This is a genomic window from Phocaeicola dorei (assembly GCF_013009555.1).
Lineage (GTDB): Bacteria > Bacteroidota > Bacteroidia > Bacteroidales > Bacteroidaceae > Phocaeicola > Phocaeicola dorei.
The window spans coordinates 5114779-5140923 of the sequence record NZ_CP046176.1 but is presented as its reverse complement, the minus strand read 5'-3'; the positions used below and the strand labels follow the sequence as shown (position 1 = coordinate 5140923).

22 protein-coding genes and 1 pseudogene are annotated in these 26145 nt (G+C 47.3%); 14 read left to right on the top strand and 9 right to left on the bottom strand.

Translation table 11 applies throughout. The annotated features are described in order from the left end of the window. Positions 1 to 508 precede the first annotated feature (508 nt). From GKD17_RS21110 to istA, 3 genes and pseudogenes are all read right to left on the bottom strand, one after another. Positions 509 to 5614 (bottom strand): annotated as a pseudogene (locus GKD17_RS21110) (helicase-related protein); the annotation flags it as partial. A 66-nt stretch (positions 5615 to 5680) separates the two neighbouring features. Beyond that, positions 5681 to 6463, bottom strand: a complete 783-nt coding sequence (istB, locus tag GKD17_RS21105) for an IS21-like element helper ATPase IstB (RefSeq protein WP_005839930.1) — start codon at positions 6461 to 6463, stop codon at positions 5681 to 5683. Beyond that, positions 6460 to 8034: an IS21 family transposase gene (gene istA, locus GKD17_RS21100; RefSeq protein WP_170272849.1), complete on the bottom strand. Its 1575-nt coding sequence runs from the start codon at positions 8032 to 8034 to the stop codon at positions 6460 to 6462. The genes istB and istA overlap by 4 nt, the downstream gene beginning before the upstream one ends. A 1388-nt stretch (positions 8035 to 9422) precedes the next feature. Between istA and GKD17_RS21095 the strand changes: the two genes are divergently transcribed. From GKD17_RS21095 to GKD17_RS21075, 5 genes are all read left to right on the top strand, one after another. Beyond that, positions 9423 to 9926 carry a BfmA/BtgA family mobilization protein gene (locus tag GKD17_RS21095; RefSeq protein ID WP_007833665.1) on the top strand — a complete coding sequence of 168 codons (504 nt, stop codon included), beginning with the start codon at positions 9423 to 9425 and terminating at the stop codon, positions 9924 to 9926. After that, positions 9917 to 10231, top strand: coding sequence for a hypothetical protein (locus GKD17_RS23500; protein WP_254881496.1), 315 nt, complete (start codon positions 9917 to 9919; stop codon positions 10229 to 10231). The genes GKD17_RS21095 and GKD17_RS23500 overlap by 10 nt, the downstream gene beginning before the upstream one ends. A gap of 63 nt (positions 10232 to 10294) precedes the next feature. Continuing rightward, complete coding sequence (locus GKD17_RS21085; RefSeq protein ID WP_118430333.1) at positions 10295 to 11230, top strand: DUF5712 family protein; 936 nt, start codon at positions 10295 to 10297, stop codon at positions 11228 to 11230. 14 nt (positions 11231 to 11244) lie between these two features. Then, positions 11245 to 12873, top strand: a complete 1629-nt coding sequence (locus GKD17_RS21080; protein WP_118430334.1) for a type IV secretory system conjugative DNA transfer family protein — start codon at positions 11245 to 11247, stop codon at positions 12871 to 12873. A gap of 694 nt (positions 12874 to 13567) precedes the next feature. Further along, on the top strand, positions 13568 to 13897 hold the full coding sequence (locus GKD17_RS21075) for a hypothetical protein (RefSeq protein ID WP_007833657.1): 330 nt from the start codon (positions 13568 to 13570) through the stop codon (positions 13895 to 13897). A 66-nt stretch (positions 13898 to 13963) separates the two neighbouring features. Here GKD17_RS21075 and GKD17_RS21070 read toward each other — a convergent pair whose 3' ends face one another. Then, a complete protein-coding gene (locus tag GKD17_RS21070; protein WP_007833656.1) occupies positions 13964 to 14443 on the bottom strand; it encodes a hypothetical protein in 480 nt (159 codons plus the stop codon). 149 nt (positions 14444 to 14592) lie between these two features. Between GKD17_RS21070 and GKD17_RS23495 the strand changes: the two genes are divergently transcribed. The 3 genes from GKD17_RS23495 (at position 14593) to GKD17_RS21060 (ending at position 16028) form a co-directional block, all read left to right on the top strand. Continuing rightward, a complete protein-coding gene (locus tag GKD17_RS23495) occupies positions 14593 to 14727 on the top strand; it encodes a hypothetical protein (protein WP_007833655.1) in 135 nt (44 codons plus the stop codon). A gap of 17 nt (positions 14728 to 14744) precedes the next feature. Beyond that, positions 14745 to 15500: a hypothetical protein gene (locus tag GKD17_RS21065; RefSeq protein WP_007833654.1), complete on the top strand. Its 756-nt coding sequence runs from the start codon at positions 14745 to 14747 to the stop codon at positions 15498 to 15500. Positions 15501 to 15617: 117 nt separating this feature from the next. After that, positions 15618 to 16028 (top strand): hypothetical protein, encoded by a 411-nt coding sequence (locus tag GKD17_RS21060; RefSeq protein WP_007833653.1) that lies wholly within the window; start codon positions 15618 to 15620, stop codon positions 16026 to 16028. A 177-nt stretch (positions 16029 to 16205) separates the two neighbouring features. Here GKD17_RS21060 and GKD17_RS21055 read toward each other — a convergent pair whose 3' ends face one another. From GKD17_RS21055 to GKD17_RS21035, 5 genes are all read right to left on the bottom strand, one after another. Beyond that, the gene (locus GKD17_RS21055; protein ID WP_229508213.1) at positions 16206 to 16463 is read right to left on the bottom strand and encodes a hypothetical protein; all 258 of its coding nucleotides are present in this window, start codon (positions 16461 to 16463) and stop codon (positions 16206 to 16208) included. A gap of 235 nt (positions 16464 to 16698) precedes the next feature. Further along, entirely contained in the window at positions 16699 to 17481 is a 783-nt protein-coding gene (locus GKD17_RS21050) for a hypothetical protein (protein ID WP_032953425.1), read from the bottom strand. Positions 17482 to 17511: 30 nt separating this feature from the next. Beyond that, entirely contained in the window at positions 17512 to 18897 is a 1386-nt protein-coding gene (locus GKD17_RS21045) for a hypothetical protein (RefSeq protein ID WP_170272848.1), read from the bottom strand. A gap of 40 nt (positions 18898 to 18937) precedes the next feature. Next, positions 18938 to 20557 carry a zincin-like metallopeptidase domain-containing protein gene (locus GKD17_RS21040; protein ID WP_170272847.1) on the bottom strand — a complete coding sequence of 540 codons (1620 nt, stop codon included), beginning with the start codon at positions 20555 to 20557 and terminating at the stop codon, positions 18938 to 18940. Beyond that, a complete protein-coding gene (locus GKD17_RS21035; RefSeq protein ID WP_005841751.1) occupies positions 20554 to 20751 on the bottom strand; it encodes a hypothetical protein in 198 nt (65 codons plus the stop codon). The genes GKD17_RS21040 and GKD17_RS21035 overlap by 4 nt, the downstream gene beginning before the upstream one ends. Positions 20752 to 21139: 388 nt before the next feature. On the opposite strand from GKD17_RS21035, the gene GKD17_RS21030 reads away from it, so the two are divergent. From GKD17_RS21030 to GKD17_RS21005, 6 genes are all read left to right on the top strand, one after another. Further along, entirely contained in the window at positions 21140 to 21409 is a 270-nt protein-coding gene (locus GKD17_RS21030) for a hypothetical protein (protein ID WP_005841749.1), read from the top strand. A 203-nt stretch (positions 21410 to 21612) separates the two neighbouring features. Continuing rightward, a complete protein-coding gene (locus GKD17_RS21025; protein ID WP_170272846.1) occupies positions 21613 to 22392 on the top strand; it encodes a ParA family protein in 780 nt (259 codons plus the stop codon). Between the two features lie 14 nt (positions 22393 to 22406). Continuing rightward, positions 22407 to 22640: a hypothetical protein gene (locus tag GKD17_RS21020; RefSeq protein WP_007836052.1), complete on the top strand. Its 234-nt coding sequence runs from the start codon at positions 22407 to 22409 to the stop codon at positions 22638 to 22640. A gap of 11 nt (positions 22641 to 22651) precedes the next feature. Further along, positions 22652 to 24469 carry a fimbrillin family protein gene (locus GKD17_RS21015; protein ID WP_170272845.1) on the top strand — a complete coding sequence of 606 codons (1818 nt, stop codon included), beginning with the start codon at positions 22652 to 22654 and terminating at the stop codon, positions 24467 to 24469. Between the two features lie 76 nt (positions 24470 to 24545). Beyond that, positions 24546 to 24803, top strand: a complete 258-nt coding sequence (locus GKD17_RS21010; RefSeq protein ID WP_157442412.1) for a hypothetical protein — start codon at positions 24546 to 24548, stop codon at positions 24801 to 24803. A gap of 479 nt (positions 24804 to 25282) precedes the next feature. Further along, positions 25283 to 26128, top strand: coding sequence for a Fic family protein (locus tag GKD17_RS21005; RefSeq protein ID WP_170272844.1), 846 nt, complete (start codon positions 25283 to 25285; stop codon positions 26126 to 26128). The last annotated feature ends 17 nt before the right edge of the window (positions 26129 to 26145 follow it).

Here is a 26145-nt window from a genome sequence, read left to right as displayed (position 1 = left end):
AAATATATCTAACAAAAGTGGGAGGATTTTTTAACTTTTTACCATAGACATTTTATTAGGGAAGCGTAGGTTCAACTGGCAAGTACAAATAAGTAGAAATGTTTGAACAACACCGTTTTAGGAAGTTGAAAAATCAAGTTTCTCTCTCGGTATAGCGTTTATTTTGGCCAATATCTTCTTTAGTTTAGCATTTGTGTATTTCCCATTCGTGTTCTATTTAGCTCCTTATTATGAGTATGTAGCAAGTTACTTATCAAATTCAGCCTCTTTGAGGGTCAAATATGGTTTTGCAAATGGTGACTGACAAGACATAAACAAGGTCAGCAGGAATTTTTTACATAAATGGACATGAATGTATATAACCTAAAATAAGAATAAATTTTAATAAGGGCTGCCCAAAAAGAAAAAAATGCAGTTGCCATCCTATAGATACTTGCAGAAAGGATAAAATTTACTTTTAGACCTTTTGGGATAGCCCTTATTAATACTTCAGATAAAATTCCTTAGGTTATATTTTCAATCCTTTGGACCGGGTTTCCTCCTTGGCATACAGTCCCGGACGCCCGATTATGACATGGTTGGCAACGATACTATCCGCCGGACTGCGTATCTGCGGCGGTGCATTTTCGGGATATTGCGCCTGCCTGTTCCTCACATCTTCCGCTTCCGGCTTGAGCTGTTGCCCTTCATTCTCCTTTTCTGCGACTTCGGGCGTGGGTGGCGCAAGCTCCAGCTGAATTTTTCGGTCAAGGGCGGCAAGTTCGGACTTCAACTGCTTCAGCTCGTCCTCCTTCTTCCACACCTTACCCGCTATCTCCTGTAACTGCGGTATCTCCATCTCCAGCACCTCGTTCTTCGCCTTGTACTGGTCGATGATGGAGGGTATCCTCTCCATCGCGTTGAGGAAGTTGCGGGCGGCGGCCAACGGGTCAGCCATCGCCAGATGCCCGTTGTTGTAGGTGTACTTGTAGTTCCCCTCGACCACGAAGCGGTTGTCGGTGAACTCCAATCCCTCTTTGAGTATCCTTTCGCTCACCACCTTTATCGGAAAACCGTAAAGTTCACCGACCTGCGTGTACAACCCTCCGGTCGTGGCATTCTTGGCTATCTCCTGCAAACGCTTTCCGATGACCTTCTCATCGGCGGAATCCACTCCGTCCACCTTTATTATATTAAGGCGGTTGCCCTCCTTGTCGGTCTGCACCACCGACAGGAAGCGGTTCCAGTCCTCCGTCATGGCATCTATGAAAGCCGTGTTGTTGCGCAACTCGCCGGTCTTTGACTCCAGCTTGAACTCCGAATCACGCTTGCCCTTGTTGAACGACTTGCGTTCCCCTTCGAGCGATGCGATCCGCTTTTCCAGTTTCGCCTTGTCCAACAGGTCGGTATTGCCGGAGAGCAACGCCATGTATTCCGAGAAATTCATGCCCGATTTTTCGTCCATTGCCCCCTCGTCGATGGTACGCGCACCCATCGCACCGCTTTTGAGCTGGCTTATGAAAGTCTGCTTGCAGTGCAGGAGGTTGAACTTGTAGCTGTCCAGTGACTTCTCCACCGCGTAGATGATTACATCCACGTTGTTCCCGGCGAAATGTTTGGCAATCTCATTACCTGCCCTAACTCCGCGTCCGTCACGCTGTTGCAAGTCGGACGGTCGCCACGGCGTATCGAGATGATGGATAGCCACACACCGTTTCTGGGCGTTCACACCCGTTCCGAGCATAGAGGTAGAGCCGAACAGCACACGCACCGTCCCGGCGTTCATGGCGTCTATCACCGCCTTCCGCGCCTTGTCGGTCTTGCACTCCTGAATGAAGCGCACCTCGCTTGGCGGTATACCGTAGTCCTCCGTCAGTTTGCGCTTGATTTCCGAATAGACGTTCCACCCGTCGCCCGGCTGGTATGTCCCCAAATCAGAGAAAACGAACTGCGTGCCTTTCTGGGCGTCGTATTTTTGATAATACTCCGCGATCATCTTGGCACAGTGACTCGCTTTGTTGTCGGGATGATCTTCGTAATTCGGGTCTATCATGCGCATGTCGAGTGCCATTTTCCGGGCATAGTCCGTGGCGATGAGCATCTTCGCCTTTTCTTCCGTTTCCGAAAGCGGCAGCCTGCCCAACAAGGTGGCATCGCCCGTCTTGGCGAACTGCATCAGTTTCTGTATGAAGTCCTCCTGTTCCGGCGTGGGCGGTATATGGTGCAGTATCTCGTTCTTGGCAGGACGGTCAACGCCCACATCCTCCGCCGTGCGGTAGTCCGTGATTTCATTATAGAAGGCGGCAAGCTCCGGCACTTTGATGAAGTAGCGGAAACGCTCCTTCTGGACCACATTGTTCGTCACGTTAAATTCAAAATCCGTCGTCTTCTTGGCAAATATCGCCGCCCAAGCGTCGAAACACCTTATGTCCTGCCGTTCCAGCTCCTTCGGGCGCAGGTACTTGAACAGCAGGTACAATTCAGTCAGTGAGTTGCTGATAGTCGTGCCGGAGAGGAAGGTCGCACCCAAGTCTTTTCCTGTGCGCTCCTGTATGGTGCGTATGGCAAAGAGCATGTTAAGTGCCTTCTGGCTTCCCTCGCTGTTTCCCAATCCCGCCACACGGTCGTGGCGCGTGTTGAAAGTCAGATTCTTGAACTGGTGGCTCTCATCTATGAAGATGTGGTCGATGCCCATCTGCTTGAAATCCACCACGTCGTCCGTGCGTGACTTTATGGCGTGTTCCACCTTCTCCAGCTTCGCTTCAAGGTTGTGCTTGCGCTTCTCCAATCCTTTCAGCATCGCCCGCGACACGTTCTTTCCCTGCTGCCGTAGCACTTCGAGGTTTTCCTCCACCGTGTCAAGCTCTGCTTGCAGGATGCGCTGCTGCAATTCCGGCGACTGCGGTATCTTGCCGAACTGGTCGTGCGACATGATGACGCAATCGTAGTCGTTGTTCTTTATATTATTGAAGAAGCGCACACGGTTGGCGGTCGAAAAGTCCTTCTCCGAAGCGTACAGAATACGTGCGTTGGGATATGCCGCCTGATAGGTGGCTGCAATCTCCGCAACGTTGGCTTTCAGCCCGATAATCATCGGCTTGTGTGCCAAATTCAGACGCTTCATCTCATGCGCGGCGATGCACATTATCAGCGTCTTACCGGTTCCCACCTCGTGGTCGCAAATTCCGCCGCCGTTCTGTTTCAACATCCAGACGCAATCCATCTGTGAGGGATAGACGCTCTTGATACCCCGGCTTGCCAGCCCTTTCAGGTTGAGGTCGGGAAAGGTCTGATGGGAGCCGTCGTAGCGCGGGCGCACGAAACAGTTGAACTTGCGGTTATACATCGTCACAAGCCGCTCCTTGAACTGCGGCGACTGCTCTTCGAGCCATTCGGAGAAGCCGTTTCGTATCTCGTCAATCTTGGCGTTGGCGAGTTGTATTCCCTCGCTGTCGCGCATCTTGATGTCGTTGCCATGCTCGTCCTTGCCGATGGACTTCATCATGTCAGGGCAGGTGTTGTGCAGGGCGTGTTTTAGGAGGTGCATACCGTCATAGTTCCGGTAATACCCCTTCACCAGAAACTCGTCCGTGATTTTCATGGTGCGGTAGCCGCACACCACCGAAAACTCGTCCATGCTTGCGGAATAGGCGATTTTCACCTCCGTGTCGAACAGCCGGCTCATGTAGGCGGCATAGACACCCGTCGGAATCCAGCGTTCCCCGAAATTGAAGTCCAGATCCTCGAAGGCGATGCGCTGCGGCTCGGCATCTTTCAGAGCCTCCAACGCCTGCTTCACCTCCGGCATACGCTCATTTTCGGGATTGTCACCCATCCATGCCTCTATGCGTTCCGCTTTCTCTATGACATTTCCGGCGATGAAACGGTCTTTGATTTCGTAACCGGTCACGAGCGGATTGTAGTAGATGCGCCCTTGCAGGGCAGTGAGCAAATCCTCCGCCGTGCTGTCGGTTATCTCCCGCATATAGTCGAGATTGACCGTACCATATTTGTTGAGCGACGCAGACAGGGCTTCTTCGGGAGAGCCTACGTTGGCATGGCTCTCCACCGCGAAGGAAACAGGATGCTCGAAGATGTCCGCCTTGACGAACTTTCCGTTTTCCATCCGTTCCAGCGAAAGGATGTCGCGCCCGCCCGCATCCATCATCACTAACTTCACGTTCTGCTTGGCGTTGAGGTTGCCGTAGCGCATGACAAACTCATCGTAACAGGTATTCAGATGCTCTCGCCACGGAACATTTGCCTCGCGCCGGAGCGATTCATAACGGTACAGACGCTCGTAGGCGTCACGCAGCGACACATACAACAACGCCTTTTCCTTCTGGTATCCTTTCAGGTCGAGCGGCTGGAATGTCGCCCCGTATGGCGTGATGTCTTTCAGGTAGCCGATGTTATGACGCCCCCGGTCAGCCACCAGCGACCCTTCGCGCAGGTGCATCTCCGGCGTGCGGTGGTAGGCACGCGGAGAAAGGTCCACGACTTCCTCCTTCGGCTTTTCCGCTTCGATGTCGGGGAAAAGGAAAGTCCCCACCGCTTCCGATGGGGTATCTGTAACGGCAGGTGCGGCGACTGCCTCCGGCTGTGTTTCCTCCTGTCGTGGCTGCTCACGGGAAGTTTCCGGCACGGCTTTCACTTCCGTCTTTTCCGCCACTTGTTTCTCGTTATGCTGCCTTGCCAGTTCCCGAAGTTCTTTCCTACGCTCCGGCGTCAAACCCATCATCATTTCATAGAAACCGTTGATGGGAGGATTGGTATCCCAGTCCAGTGTGGCATAGATGTCGTCCGGGTCGGCAGGCTTGGCGGTGTTCTCCGCTTTCACCTCCTTATTCTCCATTGCGGGTTTTGCAGTTGGAGCTGTCGGTGTAACCGTGACTTTCGGTTTGGGCGGAGTGGACTTTGCCGTAACTGCCTTTTTCACCGTCTTTTTCTTTTTGGAGGTTTTCGGTTGGCTGACCTCTTCCGTCATCCCCCAGAGGTCAAGCAGGGTGAGCTGCACGCCTGCGGAATATTGCGGGCGCGGTTCTATCTCCGGCTTTTCATCTGCGGGTTGCGGCTTTTCTGTCGGAGTTTCCACCGTCTGCGCCGAGGATACTGTTTCCAATTTTATGGCAGGACGCTCTACTTTATTTTGAACGGCAACTTTTTCTTCCGTTCCTGCCTGCCGGATTGAACCCGAATACAAGCGCATGGCAAGCCTGTAATGGAAATCCTCGTCGAGCATACGGCGCAAATCCCCGGCGATGCCTGCTGCCTTGCCCTCGTGCAGATAAACCATAGCGGGCTTCCCGTAGGGGTCTGTGTCAAGTTTCGCCATCGTATGCACGATGCGTTCCGGGTGGTGGATGAAATAGGCGTTGTCGGTCAGGGCGGTTTTCGTGTCCGTCTGTATCACGGTCATCAGCCGCTCGTCCTGCGACATTTCCTTCTTGCTGAGGTTCTTTTGCAGGACAATCAGGTCACTGCCCACCTCCGTGCCCGCGTTGTCCGTGAACAGGTTGTTGGGCAGGCGTATCGCGGATACCAGATTGGCCTGACTGAACAGCTCGTTACGCACGGAGGTCTTGGTGCTATTCAATACCCCTTGCGAGGTGATGAACGCCACGATACCGCCGTTGTAATTTGCAAATTTTCTTGTGCCTTTTTTTAGAAAAGTTAAATATGCCACAGAATACACCAGTAACTAAGGCTTCATAAGTTCGTTTCTCGTTCCTGTTGTAGTCTTGAAAATCGTCTGCCTGTTTTCTAACCGGTAGCTACTGCCGGTGAACTTGATGACTTCACATCGATAAAGCAGCCTGTCAAGCAGAGCGCTGGCAAGGATTTCATCATTCAATGTTTCTACCCATTCTGTAGGTGCCTTGTTGGTTGTAATGATGATGGATGTCTTCTCATGTAGGGTGTTTATCAGGTTGAAGAAGGCAGTTGCTTCCTCTCTTTTCACAGGAAACAGCATGATATCATCTATTGCCAGCAGCTGTGCGCGCAGAATCTTGTTATAAGTCATCATGGCCGGAGTTGAGATGTCTTTAAGTCTGAGACAATTTACGATATCCTCCATTGTCATCAGGTATGCCTTGTAACCGGCCTTGACCGCATCAAAGACAAGACCGGCTGCCAGAAATGTTTTTCCAGTCCCTGATGGTCCCATCAGGATCAGGTTATAAGCTTCACGGAGCCATACCAGTTCACGAAGCTCCTTCATCTGCCGGCGGTCTATGCCTTCATAAAAATTGTAGTCGTATTCGTCAAGATCATGTTTTCGGGGCAGACGTGCCGCAACAAGGCGTCTCTCGTAGTCTTTCCTCTCTTTCATCTCAACTTCGGTGCCTAATACCAGGGACAGGAATTCCGGGTAGGTCGGTTTTTCTTCCTGTGCATGATGCAGAATGCTGTCCATGCGGTTTGCAATGTTGTAAAGCCGCAGACGTTTGGCGTGCTCTTTCAATTTTTCACTTTGTATCATTCAAAAAACTTGTTATATTGGTTTATATCTGTTTTTTCAGGATGACAGTCCGCTGTTTCCGGAATGGATGTCGGAGCTTGGAAAGTCATCCCGTTCATATTGTCCTTGCTCCTGTGGATTGAGCCGGATATTTCCTGCACGGAAAGGCTGTTGTATATGTTTTTTTCCAGACAGGTCCGCAGGGCTGCTATCACTGTTTCTTTGCCGTATTCGGATATCACATGAAGCAGCAGTTTCATATTGTCTCTGTAATAACGCGGCTTTTCCCTTTCCAGATTCCGGAGCCACAAAATAACGGTGGGGTCATCTTCCGTCCGCTTTCGGATCCGGACCTGCAAGTCATTCACACTCCGTGTCTTGTCCTTATGATGTCTTTTGTCACATACATTTTTCCCTTTTCCGGGACACAACTCATGCCTGCATATGAGTTTACCGCTCTCTTTGTCGTACAGCTCGATATGTCCGTTATTCTCAAGAAGCCATACAACGGTGTTCCGATTTTTATAGGTGCCGGAGGGCACACTGTAGTAGTTGGTCAGATACCGTACCGTATTGTCCTTGCGGACATGATACTCTTTCGGCTCGTCTTTGGGGGGCACCGGTTCTCCATAGTATGGCAACAGATATTTCCGTTCAATCTCAAATTCCTCAGCCGGAACCAGGCGTGTGGTTCCATGTATCTTGCCGTTTCCTGTTTTTTCCAGCCATTGCAGGACCTCGGTGTTAAGGACTTCCAGGCTGTTAAATGTCCGTCCGGCAAGAAAGTTACGCTTGACATATTTGACCACATTTTCCACTTTTCCCTTGCTTTCCGGATCAGCAGGACGGCAGAACACGGGCTGGAAATGCTGCTCGTTGACAAAGGCACGGAATGTTCTTGTCAATATGAGGTCACCCAGGTTTTCTCTGACCAACAGGACTTTGTCCTGGTCATAGATTATCCTTCTTGGCTTCCCTCCGAAATATGCGAAAGCCAGTTCATGGGCATATACGGCTAGGGCTGATGTGAAAGGCGTACAGGAAAAATACACGAACTTCTGCCTGGAACGGCTCATCACCATGACAAAAAAATAAACTTTGACAAAGTCGTCCCTGTATGTGGGCATACGGCTTTCTCCGAAATCCATCTGGGCATATTCCCCGTAAGGGGTATCCGGCATTTTCTCATAAACACGTTTGGAAAGACCCTCCTTGTCCAGATTATACTTACGACGTACAGTTTCCACAAAATTGTATACGGTTTTTCCGCAGACAACAGGAAGATCAGGATACTGTTCCTTCATCCAGTCATGAATCTGGGAGGCGGACAGGAACCTGTACCGGGAAAGAACGTCACAGACATAACTTTCGTATTTGTCAAGTATGCGGGGATATCGCCTGCGATGCTGCAATTTTGCAGTTAATGTGTCCTCGTCCATTTTCAAGTACCGGCGCACCGTACTTCTATGCAGACCAAGCTGGAACGCGATCTGGGTCTTGTTAAATCCTTTTGAATATAATTCTCTTATTTTGTACCACATGATGACTCTGTTGTTTGATTGGTGTCTGCATGCGTCCTTAGTTCTGTCCATATCATTTATATTATTGAAACGCAAATATAGACATTTTCAGGAGGCATAATGGCATATTTCCTTTTTCTAAAAGGACATGGGGCAAAGATACGGATTACAACTCCATACCCGTCCGTGTCAATATTTTAATGTTGTAATATTTTAAAATTAAAATTGTTTGATATTTTAATTTTTAAATATTCTGATATTAATATGTTTTCAAATCGAACCGTCGGCATCCCTTTGAAAAAAGAATATCCATTGATTCTCACATAATGTAAAGGGTGGATTACAGAATTACGTGTATGATATTTTTAACAATGATACGGATTCTACATATAAACAAATATCATAAAACAACAGATCATGTAAAGTGTTCATGACCGAAGTTTTAACATTTTAATATTTAAATGCTTTAATGTTTTAAAATTAAAACACTTTAAAATATTGGCATTAAGTATTGGATGGATATTTTGAATGGCTATTTTCTTAAAAAAAAATGACACGTCAATTTGGAATGTATACCTATCGGATTCGCGGAAAAAGAGGACCATTCAAAATAATCCTGCCCGATTCCTTTTGTTCCTTCTTGACGCCACCAGCATGTCCGGTTCTCCACCATCATTTTCAGATTACCTATATTTTTATTCGTTCATGAACAGGAAGATTCATGCACACTTCCATTGGCAACCCATAAGTATTGTCAGGTATTGTTCATTTTCTTTTTTCCGGGAAGATTATGCAGAAACAGTTATTGTACTTTTCCTGATTTTCAGAATCGGTTTGTTTGATAATATCTGCCCGTATTGTCTTCCGGTTTGTCCGCCGGCCCGCCGCCACTTCTCCGATCCGCTCTGAGGACACTTTCTTTTTTCCGGGATTACAAATCAGGTCTGCCGTCCGTTCTCCCGCATCTTGCGAGATCGGAAACGGCACATACTCCTGGAAGTTCGCACCGGCAATATCGCCGGTCTCTCTGCAAGCCCCCAAGGACGGAATACGCCTCCCTCAGTCTGTCACATATCTTCCGTATCCATCTCCGTACCGCATGGCTTTCCTTCTCTCTAGGGAAGGGCTCTGCCCGAGAAATTCCATTTTTTCTTTGAAAAAATAATAAGGAAGAGCAAGCGGCGCGCACGTTTTGACGTTCGCTAAATCACGCAGAGCCGTGATTGTCAATAGGTTGTGAGATTTTTTGTAGACAAATTGTCTACTTTTTCTGTAGATTTAAGTCTTTTTCCTGTTGATTATCAAGTAATTGTGTTGTCTACATAAAATCGACATGTTTTTTATATATAGTTGATTGTTAACAATTTGCGATGTAGACAAAAATCTACAGAAAAAAAGATGGAGGCAGCACAAAAAGGTTGTGCCGGTCCGCCCTTACATTTGCGGAAAGATTCAAGATTATGCAAACAAAAATTACAAAAACCATTCGTGTATCCATAGATGTGAAACAGCATCTGGACGAAATGAAAGGAAGCGTGTCGGCCAGTGAGTTCATTGAGACAATGCTGTCCTACTTTGAGCGGAACGGGGTGGATCCCCGAACGTCAATCAACGGGAAGTTCAAGACACTGGAACTTCAGGGAATCGAACGGATCATCAAAATCATCCGTGCCATAGAGAAAGACAAGATCGACAAGCTGCTTCCGGCGCCGGAAGCGCACAGTGATGAATTGCTGGACCGGGCCGACAAACAGGTCACCCAACTGAAAGCGGAAGTGGAGCGGTTGAAGCAAGCAGGTGCTCCTGACGTGGAGGACAGACGGAAACTCGGACAGGTTGTCAGGCTGCTGGAAAACGCTTTCGACCAGAAGAACTTCAAGAAGGCGGAAAAAGGAACAGATTATTTTGTCGCACCGGTTTATCTGGAAATGTTGTTATATAAGGTAAAGGAAATATGTTCGTAAAACAGGTAATGGCCCGTCCTGTACCGGCTCATCCGAAGTGGAAATACAGTTTGAACAGAGAAAGTATGATACTTTTTTTTCACAAGAAAATATTATATGGCGCCAATGCGGTTTATGCGGAAGGCTGGCAACAATCAAAAAAAAGAATGGCATATTCTACCATATTTCCAGCAATCCTTTACAGAATGAAGTGTCCATATAGTCCGGCGAATTATCTGAAAGGGGATTATGAAGTTCGGGCTGTCACCATGAAGGAACAGAGGACGACAGGCGGTGAGTTGAAAAAAATGCAGTATCATACATGAATCTGTATTCAAGAAATTTCAAAAGGAACCTTATGATTATTATCAGAACTAAATCCAGGTGGAATGTTTGTAAAAGTACATAAACCGGTCAACACACCCTGTGTATGCGACAACAAGGACAGGTGCCGGGCACTGGTGGAATACCTGTTGAAGGAAAGTCTTGAAGACAAACCTTATTATGACACGTTCTTCTCCCATGAGGAGGATTATGTCGCACCGGTGACGGTCATGCAAAAGATTGACAACAACCATAAAAGATTGAAGAAGAGGGATGATAAATTCTATATGCTGTCCATCAATCCCTCACAGGATGAAGCGGCCCACCTGATCCGGCGGGTTACAGGAAAGCAGGTGGCGGAATTTGAGCGGCTCACCGTGGAGGAACAGGAAAAAGTCATTCATGAGTTGAAGAATTACTCCCGGAACTGTATGGACCTGTATGCAGAGAATTTTCGCAGGGAGAAGATAAGATCAGGAAAGGATCTTGTTTATTTTGGGAGGGTGGAAACGGAACGCCATTACAGGAACAGTGATGAGGAAGTGAAGGAGGGACGGGCAAAAGCCGGGGACAGGAAACCCGGGCTGCAACTCCATGTTCATATCATCGTTTCACGGAATGATGTGACACAGACGGTAACATTATGTCCTCTTGCCAACAGCCGGGGATCTGTTAATATCTTGAATGGTAAAAAGGGAATTATCGGCTTCGACCGTATGGAATGGAAAGCCCGGTGTGCGGACCGGTTCATCAGCATGTATGGTTACAAGGCCACGCACAGGTATTACGAGGACGGCAGGGAACACACCTACCATTATGTTCCGGGAAAGAACGAGGCGATGAGCATGGCCAAATCCGCCATCCTGCAGAAAGAATTCAGAAACGAGAGGAAGATGCTGGATGTGTCTTACCGGATGTTCCGTTTCATGGTGAATCCGAAACAGGCTCTCATAGCGGAAGCTAAAAGACTGGTAAAGGATGCGCTTACCGGAAAAATCTAAATCAATTTATGAATATGGATCATATGTTTGTTATGAAACTGGCAGCCCTGCTTTTTGGCGGCGGCATCGCCAGCTGTCTGTTTCCGGGAAAATCCCGGATGTCACATGTCCTGTTCCTGCTGCTGGTACTTGCAGAAACAGCTGTCGCACATGCCACCATCCCGGACGGGTGGTGGTTCCTGCTTCCGGGTGTCGTTTCCGTACTTCTCCGTCTTTCTTTCAAAGGAGGAGCAGAAAGCGGAAAGGACGGAAAAGCCCTGCTCTCCCTTCACGCCACGGACGGGACAATTATCAGATATTATTACTGGTTCTCCAATTTCCTTGTCTATGGAGGAGCCGGTTCCGGCAAGACCAAATCCATAGGCAAACCGCTGATGGAACAGTACATCAGGTCCGGATTCGCCGGTTTCATCTATGACTTCAAGGATTTTGACTATACCCGGACTGCATACAACCTGATCAGGAAACACGGATACCCCCATGAGTTCTATTATGTAAACTTCACGGACATGAACCGGACTTACCGCTTCAATCCGCTGGACAGGAGGAATATAAAGGACAGGACGATGCTCATGCAGCTGATGGAGGACGTACTGGGCGCGTTGATGCCGCCCACATCCAAACAGGACGAATGGTATACAGGAGCGCTTGGCATCCTGAACGGCGTGGCGTACAGGCTTTGGGACGAGTTCCCGGAATGCTGCACGCTGCCGCATATCGTCAACTTCGTGATGAAGGCCGATACGGGACAGCTTCAGGAATTCCTGAAGCTGAACGATATCAGCGCCATGATGGCGGGGGCGTACCTCAAGGCGGAAGGCAGTGAGAAAACACAGGCCTCCTATGTGTCCACTCTCAGCAACTATGTGGCGAAGCTGGCCACCAATGAGAACATATGCTATGTGCTGACAGGGAATGACTTCGACTTCAATCTGATTGATCCTGAACATCCGAAACTTTTTGCAATCAGCAACAACTATGCGACGGAGTCGGTGATATCCCCCGTCATCGCCATGGTAATGAGTATCGCCTCGCGCTCGTTTTCCATGGAGAACAGGGTCCCCTTTGTATTTATCCTGGACGAGATGACCACCTTCAAGGTGCGTGACTTCGAGAAGCTGCCTTCCGTCCTGCGCGAGTACGGGGCGGCGTTCCTGCTGCTCACCCAGTCCGGAGCCAAGCTGGAAAAACTGTACAGCAAACTGGACAGGTCGTCCATCGAGGCGAATTTCGGGAATATCTTCCTGGGCCGCACACAGGATGTGGAGGCATTGAAATATTACCCTCTCTTTTTCGGGAAATACGAGAAGGAGAAGAAGTCCACCAGTTCCGGCAGCAGCGGTGGCGGCCGTAATTCCAGCGTGACCATCAGCACACAGAAGGAAGAGATCTATGAATCGAAGGACTTCGCCTCACTGGAACCGGGGGAATTTATCGGAATGGGAAACCGTTCCAATATCAAAGGGCATTTCAGAAAGAAGTTCAGGCTGTTCGAACTGGAGGAGGAACCGCTGCCGGTAGTCGCGTTCAGGACGGAGAAGGAAATATCTGACAATTATACCAGAATACTGAAAGATATCGAGAGGGTGCTTGGGATGGAAGACGCAGAAGTGGATGTAAATTCTTTATTCTCTGACAGGTAGGAAAGATGTTCATGTCCGTTTTACAGTATATAAAGGACATATATACAGCAGAATTATGAGAACAGCTATTTTTTGTCAAGCTGGTATGGATGCAGACGACAAGCCAGGGTTACTAATGGTTCTATAATGTGGATATGAATGTGGAAGGGAGCCAATAGCAAGGCGGGATACTATTTCATTACGGATGGGACTAACCAAGATGCCTTTTATGCAATTCTTTTCGGACAGATACGGCAGACCTGCTCATACTGTGGCTACTGCTTCCGACTATGGCTCTCCGAGGAAAATTACCGTTTCATGTAAGAAAACGATGTGGCGTTCAAAGTATATATGTTGCTGCGGAAAGTATTGTCCCATAACAAGTCGTCCAGTTCTGATAGCAGGGATATTCCTAATATATTAGACACCAGTTCTTCCAGGAGCATGAATCAGCAATTTCTTTGCTAAAGATTGCTAACCTTGATTAGCCCAATGTTGCCTATTTTTCAGTTCTGAAGGATTTATATAATTAAATTTGGAATAGTGTATTATTAAAACAATCAAGAGAAAACCCAAAAGTACAAATAATGATTTAAAGAATATTTATGCATTAAATCTACAATATACAACATTTTTAATCAAATAATTTTCAATTTACTTGGTTTGTGCCTTTTTTTTCTGTTTCTTTACGGCACAACCATTAAACTTTTTACATATGAAAAAGAACTTGCTTTTTATCCTAATTCTAGCTATGCCTATAGTTCTTATAGGTATAAGCATTTACAATAAAGATATTGAACGTATAGAAAGAGCTTTCTACTTTTTGCTGTCAATATGGGGGGCATATATTATGTCTTCTTTGAAAGAAGCTAAAAATATAAGGATCAGCAAGAAGACGAAAAGAATTATTATATTCTCATTTATTGGGGCTCTCTTTTCAATTTTTGTATCTTTCTTCCTAGAGAACATCTATTTAGGCTGCATTATAGCATCAATGATTGCTATATATCCATTCTCTCTGATATATAAAGAACAAAAGTCTTAAAAAAAGAAGCAGGGGGTAGATTCCTTCTGCTTCTTTTTTTTTCTTTCAATTCGCATTTTTCAGTGTCTAACTGCATTTTTTGATAATTGAATACGTTGTATAATTAGTTTTCCCATCATTGTATGGGTAAAATTCAACATATTCTTTAGACGTAGTTGGGTCGTTCAGTTCTCCCGTTCTATCGTAGAATGAAAAGATTGTCTTATCCAGTTCTTTAATATCCCAATAGTTACTACCGCCAAAGTATAATGTGCTAAAGTTAGGAGTGGCGAAAGACCATCTTCCACGAATCTCACCTTCTTTTTTGTTCCCATCCTTATCAATCTCTACATTGGTTCGTGTATATGTTCCATCTTTATCGAAATTCCAAATAGATTCCCAAGAGCTTCCATCTTCATACTCTTTTTTTCCACCAGTCCAGGTTATATCACATATTAGTGCAATTATGCTTTCTTCCCCACTGTCATAATATCCTTGTTTCTCAACACAACAGGAAAGAAGCGCCATCTGTACAATCACTGCAAAAAAAACGATTATTCTTTTCATAATTAATATATTAAACTACACAAATGTATACAAACTTTTGTAGATTTGACAATCTGAACTTTTAATTTAGGAAAATTAAGGGAAATACAGAACTATAAACCTTAAACTGAGAATGATTTGCCTACTTTTGCAATATAAAAATTAGTAACATGAAAAACCTAGAAAAATATATCATAATAGCTATTTTAGCCAGTGTTGTTATATATTTATCAGGATGTGCAAGTCTTACTTATAATCCGCACAGCCAAACAGAAAAAGTAAAAGTGACTTTAAAGAATAAATAACTGTATCATATCAGTTTATGCAACTTGTAAAAGTCATATATATAACATTGATGCTCTGTCTGTTTACATTTGGAGCTAACGGGCAAGAAAACATCAGAGAGAACCATATCAAACTTAAAAATGACAGTTCAGGAATTCTCTCTGATAAAGCACGTATGCCGTTCAATAAGACAGATTTATTATTGCCCAATCCCAATGCGAAAGACGTAGAAACAGCCATTGACAACACAAATTTTAAAACGGATAGACCTTTCTATATACCACCATATTACATTAATCCTACTCCAATGTTTTATGGGGACTATAGTACAAGCGGACATATTTTCTCTCATTTCTATGGCAGTGGCTCACAAGCCACGCTGCCGGGAATAGGACGGATAAACGAGGCTTCAATAATGTTTCATCATCAATTCAACAATTATTTTGAAACCCGACTGGGTGTTAATGCCACCAAATATTACTTCCCCAAAAGTACCGGACAGGCTTTTGGCATCTATGGCGCAATGATTTATCACCCAAATGAAAGATTAAGACTAAAAGCGTTTGGAGCATATACACCGACTTACCAGTATGGCTTTTATAGAAATACATATGGCATTACTGCCGGGTATGATTTTACAGACCGGTTGGAAATGGAAGTCGGCATACAAAATTATTACAATCCGGAGAAAGGTTGGGATGTGGTTCCAATAGTCATACCACGCTACAAGTTTAAGAAGTTTGATATTGGAATAGACGTAGGCGGGCTGCTTTATGAAACAATACGGAAATAGGAAAGGAAAAGCTGTCCTTCCATATCTCTGACGTTTTTTTGTCATATCCTTAGTCTTTTTCCTTACCGTTTCTTTCATAGCTTCTTGCTGTACTGATCGTCCCTTTACAAATGTAGCGTGCGGATCTTTCTGGGCCGCACACAGGATGTGGAGGCATTGAAATATTACCCTCTCTTTTTCGGGAAATACGAGAAGGAGAAGAAGTCCACCAGTTCCGGCAGCAGCGGTGGCGGCCGTAATTCCAGCGTGACCATCAGCACACAAAAGGAAGAGATATATGAATCAAAGGACTTCGCTTCATTGGAACCGGAGGAATTTATCGGAATGGGAAACCGTTCCAATATCAAAGGGCATTTCAGGAAGAAGTTCAGGCTCTTCGAACTGGAGGAGGAACCGCTGCCGGTAGTCGCGTTCAGGACGGAGAAAGAAATATCCGACAATTATACCGGAATACTGAAAGATATCGAGAGGGTGCTCGGAATGGAAGAGACGGAGGAGGATGTAAACTCCCTGTTCGCTTCCCGGTGAAACATGTACTGCTGCGGATATCGGTTTCCCATCTGCAGCAGTGCCCCTTGCAGGGGTACAGGTTATTTACAGGCTTGCGAGCCATTTCTTCCCAGATTTGGTTTTGAGCCAAATCAAAAATGCTCCTGCTACTATAATGCCTGCGGTGAATATTGCTGCTAACATTTCCATATTGTGTTATTTTAAAATTAAGTTTCCAATATTGGCTAAAATTATGGTCAGTGTAATTCCGGCTACTAATATATACCAATTTATTCCTACTTCAATATTAGTGTATAGTGGAGTTACACCACCTAATACCAATGCAACAAAAGTCAGTTGGGAAAGGTTGAAAAAATATCCTGCGAGTTTATCTCGTCTGGTTTTATCTTTTTCTTTCCGTTCTTTATTTGCTTCCTGTTGTTCGCTCCAATTTCCCATATTATAATTTTCCAACCATCCGGTTTTTCCAATAAGCGGCACGATGCTAAAATCGGATATTGGACCTTACCAAAGTTTGTTGCAGCAAAATTACCAATAATATGGCAGATTCCAAACATTCCAATATTAAAATACCGAAACATTAAAGCATTAAAATGTCCGGATGCCTTCCTTTGAAAAAAGAAACGGGTACTCAGGAGCTCCGTCCAGCTCCTTGCCGAGCCCTTCCGCATAGTGCCGCATCACATCATCACGGACATCCTTTCTCCTGTTTTCCCGCCTCTCTCTTTTTCTCCATATCCTTTTCAACCAGGGTTGTGATCACCCTGGATGGGGAGGAATTATGGATGTACATGAACAATCCCGGATTTTCTTTCAGGGCGACAATCACCGCCTTCTCGCAGGGTTCCTCTATATATCTGACCGTCTCACAATCTTGTGACACCGCACTTATCTGTAGTTTTTCAGACGGTCTGGATATATACATGATATTGTCCGCACATGCGCTGACCGCCGCATACCTGACCTTTTCCGTCGGGGATCCGATATAAATGAAAAGCTCCGGATCGGCCGTGACAGCCCTTATCTGAACCTTCTCGGTGGGATGTTCAATGAATATGATGGAGCCGCAGTCACTCTCCACAGCCTGCATCTGGAGGTTTCCGGACGGATTGTCCATATAGATGATCTGTCCGCTGTCACTCTTCAGCACCTCGGACTTTACCTTCTCCGTCGGTTTGTTGATATACAGGAACACCCCTGTGTCCTTCCTGACCGCTTCCAGCTGTACCTTCTCGGATGGCGCATCAAGAAGCATGATCAGGGAGGCGTCCTTTCTGACCACCTCCAGCTGCACCTTTTCAGACGGCGTGCCGATGAATTGTATCATCTCCGGATTTTGTCTGACGACATACAGCTGGGCTGCCTCGGACGGGTGTTCCATGCCCATTATCTCCATCGGATCTTTCCTCACCCTCCGCAAATCTGCTCCGGACAGATTGTCAATCAATCTTTTCAATATATTTTTTCCCATCTTTATACTTCTCTTTTCTTCAGTCTTTGATCATATTTCCTGAGCGGCAGCCGAATGAACCTGTTTGGCGATCTGGAAGGCCTTCAGGCCGTAGCCCGCCGGTCCCTTGACAATAGCGAACACCGAGTTTCCCGATGCTCCGGGCAAAGCGGTCTTGTTGCCTTTCAACATCTCGCTCATGGCCTTTCCGGATACCCTGCCTATGTCAACCCCGTGGGCGCTCATGCCTTTCAGGATATCCGTCGCGTCAAAACTCTCCCCGTTGGTGCGGAGCACCGCACTTCCGTTCCTTATGGTCAGTTCACGGCGGCCGCCCTTGAACCTCATTTCTCCGGAGGACGGTTGCGCCTCCGTTGCCTCTGTTTTCTCCATGGCAACAGTCTTTTCCGGAACAGCGGAAGTTTCCAGGACCGCCTCTTTCCTGAACGTGCCGACTGCCGCGGAAATTTTTCTTGTACGGTAGGCTTCCGCCTTTTCCGTCGCTTCGTATCTGGCGTCGTAGGTGTCCATATGCCCGGCATCCCGCATAAGCTCTCCATATCTCTCCTCTATTTCCCCGAGCCTGGTAAAAAGATTCTTTACCGCTTCTGAAATGTCCTCCTTGAAATGGATGCCTGCGGTCCCTCCGGGCATGACGGAACCGAGACATGACAGGTATGCCTGCCGGGACGGGTTCTTTATCCTCAGGATGTTTGCCGGACTGTCATGCACCGCCATCAGCTGGACTTTCTCCGTGGGATTCCTGATATGGCCTATCAGGGAGGAATTTCTGCCAACGGCCAGCATCTGTGCCTTTTCCGTGGGGGTTCTCACGAGTCTTATCAGGGAGGCGTCCCCGTTAAGGACAGACAGCTGTACTTTTTCCGCCGGTTCGCTGATAAACCTTATCAGTTCCGGATCCTGTCCGACCGCATACAGCTGGGCCTTCCAGTCGGGTACGCTTATCTCCCGGATGAGGTGCGGATCCTTCCTTACAACGGAGAGCTGCGTGTTTGCGGAAGGGCTGCCGATAGCGGTGATCAGCCCGGGATCCGCCATCACGGCCAGCAGCTGCGCCCTCTCGCACGGATTTTCCAGAAGGGTGATCATTTCCGGATTCCGTCTGACGACCAGCAGCTGCATCTTTTCCGTGGGTTCATGGATATAGCGTATCATTTCCGGATTTTCGGCTATGGCGGCCAGACAGACCTTTTCTGTCGGCTCACGGAGCTGGAGCAGACAGTCCGCCTTTTGTCTGACAGCGGCCAGCTGTACCTCCTCCGTAGGATTGTCCAGAACCGAAACCAGATCCGGATTCTGCCGGACGGCGGCCAGCTGCATCTTCTCTGACGGATTCTCGACCGCGGTGATCAATTGCGGGTTTTTTCCCAGTTCTCTGAGCTGGGCACGTCTTATAAAAAAATCTGTTATTCTCATATATGTATGCCCGTCATGCCGGTGGCTCAGCGTTTGGTTGTCATAATTCTCTTTGAACTGATGAGGAAATCTTTCCGCTGATGTCCGCTATACGCACACCGTAGCCGGAGGGCTGTTTCCGGATAGAGAACAGCATTTTCTGTTTTGCGGGGTTCAGGACGGTTCCCCGTCCCCGTAACATGCTTTCCCATTGGCTGCCGGATATGTTCCTGACATCTATTCCGGCTTTTTCCAGCCCCTTCAATATGCCGGTCGCATCATATTGGTTCCCGTTGGTACGTATGACCGCGCCTGCGGATGTGATCTCTATCTCACGACGGCCGCCCTTGAAAAGAAGAGGGGTCGTCATGCTCTTGTCCGGCGCGGCTGCTTTCTCATAATGGTTGATTGTGACCTTGCTGCCTGCCTTGATTATACTACGGAGATGCGTATCCAGATCGACGTGACGGAACGAGGCTGTCATGACCGGCGTGCCGTCTTTTCCCGACACCGCTTTCCTTGCGCATACGCCAAGTACCTCATGGAGTCTTTCCGCATCCTGATTATATGCCTTGTATTCATCCCCCACACGGATGAGGGCCATTGCATCCGGATATTGTTCTTTCGAGCGGTCATACATATCGAGAATGCCGGAAGGAACCGTTTCGTTGTTTCCTTCTTCTTTTATGGGAAGTGGGGATACGTCCTCTTCCCTGGCGGATGTGTCTGCCAGGGTGTGCTGTTTTTCCACACTTTCCTCTATCATGGCGGATGCTTTGCCGGCCTCCCGTAACACACTCATGACATAGCCGGGGTCCTCCTTCAAATTTGACAGCCAGCTTTTCAGATACTGTGCGTTCTCCTTTCTCGGAGTTACGGCTATCCCCAGGTCCCTGCCTGCGACGGCAGCTGTGAATTCGGCGATGATTTCCTCCCGGGCATATCCGCACGTTCCGAACGGGTGATGCAGCCCTCGGTCCAGTCGTGAGGAATGCCCGGTGGAGTGGGCCATTTCGTGAAGGGCGGTCATCTGGAATGATTCCATGTCCTTGAATTGTCCCGGAGCCGGAAGAACGATCCTGTCTTGGGACGGGCTGTAATATGCCCTGTCCTGCACCTTCAGTTCTATGGGACAGAGCCATTTCTGTTCCTTTATCATTTTATCCAGCCGGGGGTTCCCGTTTCCTTTTACGTTGTCCGCTACGGCAGGACCGGAGAATCTGACCCTCATGTCCTCATACCGCTCCGGATATTTTTCCTTGAAATCCGTCTGGTCTATGTTGAACACATAGAAATGTTTCATGAAGGGAGTCACCTTATATTCCTGCTTCTGAAGTTCCGGGAGGCTTTTGTAATCATCGAAGCTGATTTTTTCTCCCGTCGTCTTATGCTTCACGGTGATATCGTAAAAAGTCACGGGAAGGGCGTGCGATCCTTTTATGACCATCAGGTTCTCATCCTTCAGCTGACGGAAGGTCATGAATACCGGGAGGGTGTATCCCATCCTGTCCATCTCCATGTAGAGCATAAGACGGTTCATGCTGTTGTACGGACGCCCTGATATGTTCTGTGGCAGGCCGGTACGGGGGGTGAACCAGGGCTTCTGCCATTCACCGGCGGACATCTGCCTGATCTTGTCAATCATCAGTTCCGCGTATCTTTCCAGTACCTTCCCGTTCATGGCAGCAGTTCCTGATAAAGCCTTTCCTCGTATTCCTTCAAAAAACGCACCGCATCCGCTGCTGTGGGACAGGTGATGCCATTGCCCCGGGCATAGTCCGAAAACGGTTCCTTCAATTCCGGGTTGAGCATGACATAACCAAGCATGTCCAATTCCCCGTTTTCCACCTTGTGTATCAATTCCATTTCTTCCATTGTGTATTTTTTTATGGTTAATGGGACAAATGTAAGGGCGGACCGGCACAACCTTTTTGTGCTGTATCCATATTTCTACAAAAAAAAGAGATCTTCCCTTTTCTTTCTTTGGCAGTTTAATGTATTATTCGTATATTTGCAGTGCCAAATACCATTCAATGTGTTTCATTGTCGCTGGGCAGCGATTAATTGCTCACAAATAGTCGGGCTTTTTTTATGCCTATATATAACCATTTTCATGAGTTTATGAAAATGATAAAGATACTAAGCTACGGCTGTCTTTCCCGATTTACAATTCTGCTCTGGCAGTGACTGTGATGGTGTTTGGCGACACGGGAAATGGCAGCCGTTCTTTTTTCTGCCTAAAATGCCAAATACCATTACAGTTATGAAACAAACAGTTTCTATTTTTGCTCCCGACATAAATGTCGCAAGCAAATCTTCAGCTATTCAATTATGGCTGAACCGTAAAAACCAATTCTTTTCTTCTGTACTTGAAGAGGGCGTATCCAACCGCCAGGTCCTGCTGCTTGGTCATGCCTCTTTTGTTTTCTCTGCATTAATATGCGCATCTTTCGTATCACAGGTTCCCGCTCTGATTTGTCTGGCCTGGTTCATGGTGGCATTACGGCTTTGTGTGAAAGGAGGCCTGGGATGAAGTTCATTATAGAGCCTTCCGCGGCTTCCGGTATGGTCCGTCTTCCTTTGAAAAAAGAAATGAAAGTTCCTTCGTTATGGGAGATCATGGTATCAAAATATTTTAGTGTTAAAATATATAAATATTAAAGCATTAAAACATCAAAATATTGGAAAAGAGAATTATTTTCCTTAACTTCGTAACACACTAAAAAACAAATAGATATGGTGAAAATTATAGCAGTCCATAATCAGAAGGGTGGAGTTGGCAAGACTACTACCACTACCAATGTGGGGTTCGAACTGGCACGAAAAGGATACAAGGTCCTTCTTGCTGATTTGGATCCGCAAGCCACTCTGACCTCGGCTTTGGGGGTGACAGATCCGGAAGAAACGGTTTTCTCGGCCTTGCAGGGTGCGGTGGATGGCAAGGAAACGCGGCTTCCACGGATACGGTTGCAGGAGAATATATCCCTGTGCCCGTCATGCAGGAAAATGGCGGATGCGGAGTATCTTCTGCAGAACGAATACGGGAGGGAAAACTTCCTTAAAGAACTGGCTGCCAGAACGGATGAAGGGTACGATTTTGTGCTCCTTGACTGCCCGCCGGCCGTCGGACTGATCACGGTCAACGCGCTTGTGGCCGCCACCGACCTGATTATACCGGTGCAGCCGGAAGTGGCTTCTTTATATGGTCTGGTTTCCATCCTGGATACGGTTGCTGTAATACGGAGGAAGATCAACAGGGAACTGAACCTGCTCGGCATGCTGGTGACACAGTATGACAGAAGGACTACATTGCATGCGGAGATATTGGAAGCGATGCGGAAACAGTACGGGGAAACGGTCTTTTCCACGGTCATCAGCCGTTCCATCAGGGTGGCAGAGTCCATGGGCAGAAAGACGGATGTCGTATCTTACAGCAGGAACAGCAGTGGAGCGGCGGACTACCGGTCCCTTACCCGGGAGATCCTGTCCAGATTGAATATGGTTGACAACAAATAAAAGTAAAAAAGAATATGGGAAAATTTATTGGAATTGACGAGATTCTGCAGGGCGGGACACCAAACCGTCCCACACACTCCACTCCGGAGGAGGGGAAGAAAGGGGAAGCACTGGCCAGAACCTCACTGGAGTATCCGTTGGAACTGCACCGCAAGGTGAAGAAATACGCTGTTGACGCCGGAATGAAGGAGAAGCAGGTCATAGCACAGGCCATACGGGAGTTCTTCGAGAGAGTGGAGAAAGAATAAAGAACATAAAAATGAAGAAAATGAAGACATTCGGATATTTGTTGATGGCGGTCATGGCGTGCATGACATGTTCCTGCCGGGATGAGGAACCGCTGCCGGCCCCGGTTCCTCCCGTAGTGGAGCCGGAAAATCCCGGAAACCCGGAAGAGCCGGATACGGGAAAGGTGTACCTCGGCATCGCCCCTATCATCGAGAACATGCAGGAACAGAGGGCCGTGGTGGAGAACTGGAAGGAGGGGCATTGCCTGGGAGTGACAGCAGCAGGGGATGTGAACATACCCTTCACTTTTGACGGCAGGCGGTGGAAAGCCGGAAAACAGGTGGAGGTGACGGCTGAGCAGAAAGTGTCCGCCTACTATCCTTATAATGTACAATATACGGACATGACCGCCATACCTGTGGACATCACGACACAGGAGGATTATATGTATGGAGAAGGAGGGGTAAGCGTTGAGAAGCCGAGCGCGGCCCTTGTGATGAAGCATGCTCTCTCCCTGGTCAGGATCCTGATAAAAAAGAATGATTATACAGGTGACGGGATGGTGGATGCGGTCACTTTTGGAGGTGTAAGGCTGTCTGCGTCCATGGATGTCACGTCCGGAAAGCTCCTTCCGGCAGGACAGCCCGGAGAATATAAGGCCGGAGGGAACTACACACTGGACGATGCCTCTCCGGTATATGTGGAGGCGATCCTGATGCCTGTGGGTACGGCTGAGGGTATCACTGTCAATGTACATGTGGACGGGAGGGATTTCACCTATGCCCTGCCGCCTACCCATGTGTGGAATCCCGGCATGATCTATACTTACACTCTGAATATGAAATCCGGTTATAACTGTGAGGTGGACGTGGACCATGTGCCGATGGATGAGGAGTATTGGAGCACTTTCGGAAAGACCGACCGGATTGTCATGAGGAATTGCGGGACGGACAGGATTTATATACGGCCGAATTATACGGGATATGGCTATGACACCTATACCGGTGAGGGTAAGGTCTGGGGATTCTTTTTGCGGTATAGAAACCGTGGAGGTGGGGAAGACTTCGCCGGACAGGCACGGTTCGTGCTGATGGATGGGAACAGGATTGTGGAACAGTACCAGCCGTTTGATATCAAATGCGGAAACGGTGCATGGGACGGATACTGCAAGTATTGTTATGTGCAGGCTGTGCCGGGGACATACCGGCTGGCAGTGCTGTTCAAAAAGAACGGGGAGTCAACCTGGTTCAAGCCTTACGGATACGATCAGAATTCCAATGACGGGGAATGGATGTATGAGGTGAGACCGGCCACTGATATACCGGCACTTCGTATGATAACATTGGAGAACCAAAAATGCAATACGTTTCTGGCATATCCTGTTCCTGATAATGACTGGTTCAATATAGTCTATACGCTTTCAAACAAAAGCAGGAAAGCCATGAAAGGGACTGTAAAGGTTGTATGGGAGAGGGAGTTTAAACTGGAATCCAACTCCTACAGACCGAGTGCCAAAAAGGAGAACAAGATTGATGACTATGAATGGTGCGATGAACTGGGAAGCTGCACTGTTGACATAGCGGCAGGAGTACGTTTTTGGAAAGGGATAGTATCCTGCAAGTTCCCGGTCCAGAGAAAAGAGCCGAGAGATCCTGTTAGCGGTGTTGGTTATTGCACTCCAATGGTACATTTGTATTATCGGGAAGAAGGAAGCAGTGAGTGGAAGCTTTTGCGGTGTGACACAGAATACCTGTTCAACCGGAACTATCCGGGTTCCGAGTACGCAAAAATGGATGAAGCGTTCAATTATCTCTATATCGATCCGGAAAGCTGGAGTAGGAAACAGTAATATATTAACCTTCAAAAGCAGGAAAAATGGAATGGCATGAACTGTTTGACAGCCTGGCAGGGAGGCTGCAGGAAGGATGGCCGCAGGTTGTCCGGACTATACAGGACGGAGACTTCGGGGAGCTTCTGCAGCAGCCTGCAATGATCATGGCTGCGGCGGGATTGCTCCAACTGGCGGCACTCGTGGTGCTGGTGAGGATGAGACTTCTGGGACCCGTCCTGAAATTCATCGGGTTTGTATTGATAGCCGGAATAGTCCGGCTGATGGTAGCAGCCATCAGGGAGTCCATGCGCTGGTAGTACCGAAAAGAGGCGTATCAGAGCTCAGTCCTTGATAATATGAACCTGTAATTTGAAATTTGAGCATCCTGAAAAGATTAAAGAAAGGATCGTATCATAACTCGATGAAGAGTCTGATATGGTCCTTTTAAGCGTTATAATTAGTAACCGTAACTTTTCGGAGCTGTCATTTTAGTTTTGAAGCACCTCTTTTCCTATCACAGGAACATGGTAAAAAACATACAATAAAAAGATTGTGCTCTTGCCGCTTTTGGGCTGGCCGGGAACAGGGTAGAATTCCGGTAGAAAATGTTTTCTCCACCCTTTTGAAGGAGAGAAAGTACGGACAGACGGTCTTGCAATCGCTCCGTTCCGGTGTTTTATCTTGAGTTTTGTTATGTTTTTTCTATTTTCTACCATTGTTCTACCAGTAGGGCGGGGAAAGTAATGATATCACACTTTTATCAAGGAATTACATATAGAATGCAGGGTTATATTGGTCAGATTTAGTATCTTTGCAAAAAATGGTACTGATATGGAGGACAAGTTGATTTCCCGATATGATATTTTAGTGAACCGGTACAAGGAACTTGTATCTGAGAAGCTGAGCAGGAAAGATTTTATAGAATACAATGAAATTCTATTCTCGGCGCATAGCTGTGCTATAGAGGGGAACAGTTTTTCAGTGGACGAGACCCGCACCTTGAAAGAAAAAGGGCTGGGCATGATCCCCAAAGGCAAGACCTTGCTGGAGGCATTTGAAATCCTGGATCATTTCCAGGCTTATGAATATCTTCTGAAGAATTTGAACAGGCCGCTGACCGAGGAACTCCTGAAGGAAACCCACCGGCTGCTGACGGAACATACCCTCTCTTACAAGACCCAATACGATGAAATACCGTCCAACCCGGGAGAATATACAACAGTGGACATGTGTGCCGGTGATACGATATTTGGGGACCATGAGCAGCTGATAAAGCAGGTCCCCCGCCTGTTGCAAAGCACCCAGCAGGTCCTGGACTCCGGGAAGATCCATCCGATGATCATCGCGGCAAGATTTCATGGATTTTATGAATATCTGCATCCCTTCCGGGACGGAAACGGTCGTCTGGGACGTCTGATGTCCAATTTTATATTGCTCAAAAAAGAACAGCCGCTGCTGATAATCCCCGGTTCGCAGAGAGAGGAGTATATCACCGCCTTAAAATATATCAAAAAAGAGCGTACAGATGAATTTCTGATAGATTTTTTCTTCCGGACATCCATAAAACGGATGGAACAGGAAATCGAGGAAAAAAAGAATCTCACGGAGAATTTTATCAGGGGGATGGAATTTGTTAGAAATGTAAAATCATCCAATGAGGACATTTCAGAAATCTAATATTACATTCTGACAGT

Bases quoted from the DNA above. Each gene is read 5' to 3' on its own strand.
- GKD17_RS21020 (WP_007836052.1), top strand. From the start codon at position 22,407: ATGGGAAAATTTATTGGAATTGACGAGATTCTGCAGGGCGGGACACCA.
- GKD17_RS21065 (WP_007833654.1), top strand. From the start codon at position 14,745: ATGCAACTTGTAAAAGTCATATATATAACATTGATGCTCTGTCTGTTT.
- GKD17_RS21045 (WP_170272848.1), bottom strand. From the start codon at position 18,897: ATGAGAATAACAGATTTTTTTATAAGACGTGCCCAGCTCAGAGAACTG.
- GKD17_RS21025 (WP_170272846.1), top strand. From the start codon at position 21,613: ATGGTGAAAATTATAGCAGTCCATAATCAGAAGGGTGGAGTTGGCAAG.
- GKD17_RS21050 (WP_032953425.1), bottom strand. From the start codon at position 17,481: ATGGGAAAAAATATATTGAAAAGATTGATTGACAATCTGTCCGGAGCA.
- GKD17_RS21015 (WP_170272845.1), top strand. From the start codon at position 22,652: ATGAAGAAAATGAAGACATTCGGATATTTGTTGATGGCGGTCATGGCG.
- GKD17_RS21080 (WP_118430334.1), top strand. From the start codon at position 11,245: ATGGATCATATGTTTGTTATGAAACTGGCAGCCCTGCTTTTTGGCGGC.
- GKD17_RS23495 (WP_007833655.1), top strand. From the start codon at position 14,593: ATGAAAAACCTAGAAAAATATATCATAATAGCTATTTTAGCCAGTGTT.
- GKD17_RS21075 (WP_007833657.1), top strand. From the start codon at position 13,568: ATGAAAAAGAACTTGCTTTTTATCCTAATTCTAGCTATGCCTATAGTT.
- istB (WP_005839930.1), bottom strand. From the start codon at position 6,463: ATGATACAAAGTGAAAAATTGAAAGAGCACGCCAAACGTCTGCGGCTT.
- GKD17_RS23500 (WP_254881496.1), top strand. From the start codon at position 9,917: ATGTTCGTAAAACAGGTAATGGCCCGTCCTGTACCGGCTCATCCGAAG.
- GKD17_RS21035 (WP_005841751.1), bottom strand. From the start codon at position 20,751: ATGGAAGAAATGGAATTGATACACAAGGTGGAAAACGGGGAATTGGAC.
- GKD17_RS21010 (WP_157442412.1), top strand. From the start codon at position 24,546: ATGGCCGCAGGTTGTCCGGACTATACAGGACGGAGACTTCGGGGAGCT.
- istA (WP_170272849.1), bottom strand. From the start codon at position 8,034: ATGGACAGAACTAAGGACGCATGCAGACACCAATCAAACAACAGAGTC.
- GKD17_RS21095 (WP_007833665.1), top strand. From the start codon at position 9,423: ATGCAAACAAAAATTACAAAAACCATTCGTGTATCCATAGATGTGAAA.
- GKD17_RS21030 (WP_005841749.1), top strand. From the start codon at position 21,140: ATGAAACAAACAGTTTCTATTTTTGCTCCCGACATAAATGTCGCAAGC.
- GKD17_RS21085 (WP_118430333.1), top strand. From the start codon at position 10,295: ATGTTTGTAAAAGTACATAAACCGGTCAACACACCCTGTGTATGCGAC.
- GKD17_RS21070 (WP_007833656.1), bottom strand. From the start codon at position 14,443: ATGAAAAGAATAATCGTTTTTTTTGCAGTGATTGTACAGATGGCGCTT.
- GKD17_RS21040 (WP_170272847.1), bottom strand. From the start codon at position 20,557: ATGAACGGGAAGGTACTGGAAAGATACGCGGAACTGATGATTGACAAG.
- GKD17_RS21005 (WP_170272844.1), top strand. From the start codon at position 25,283: ATGGAGGACAAGTTGATTTCCCGATATGATATTTTAGTGAACCGGTAC.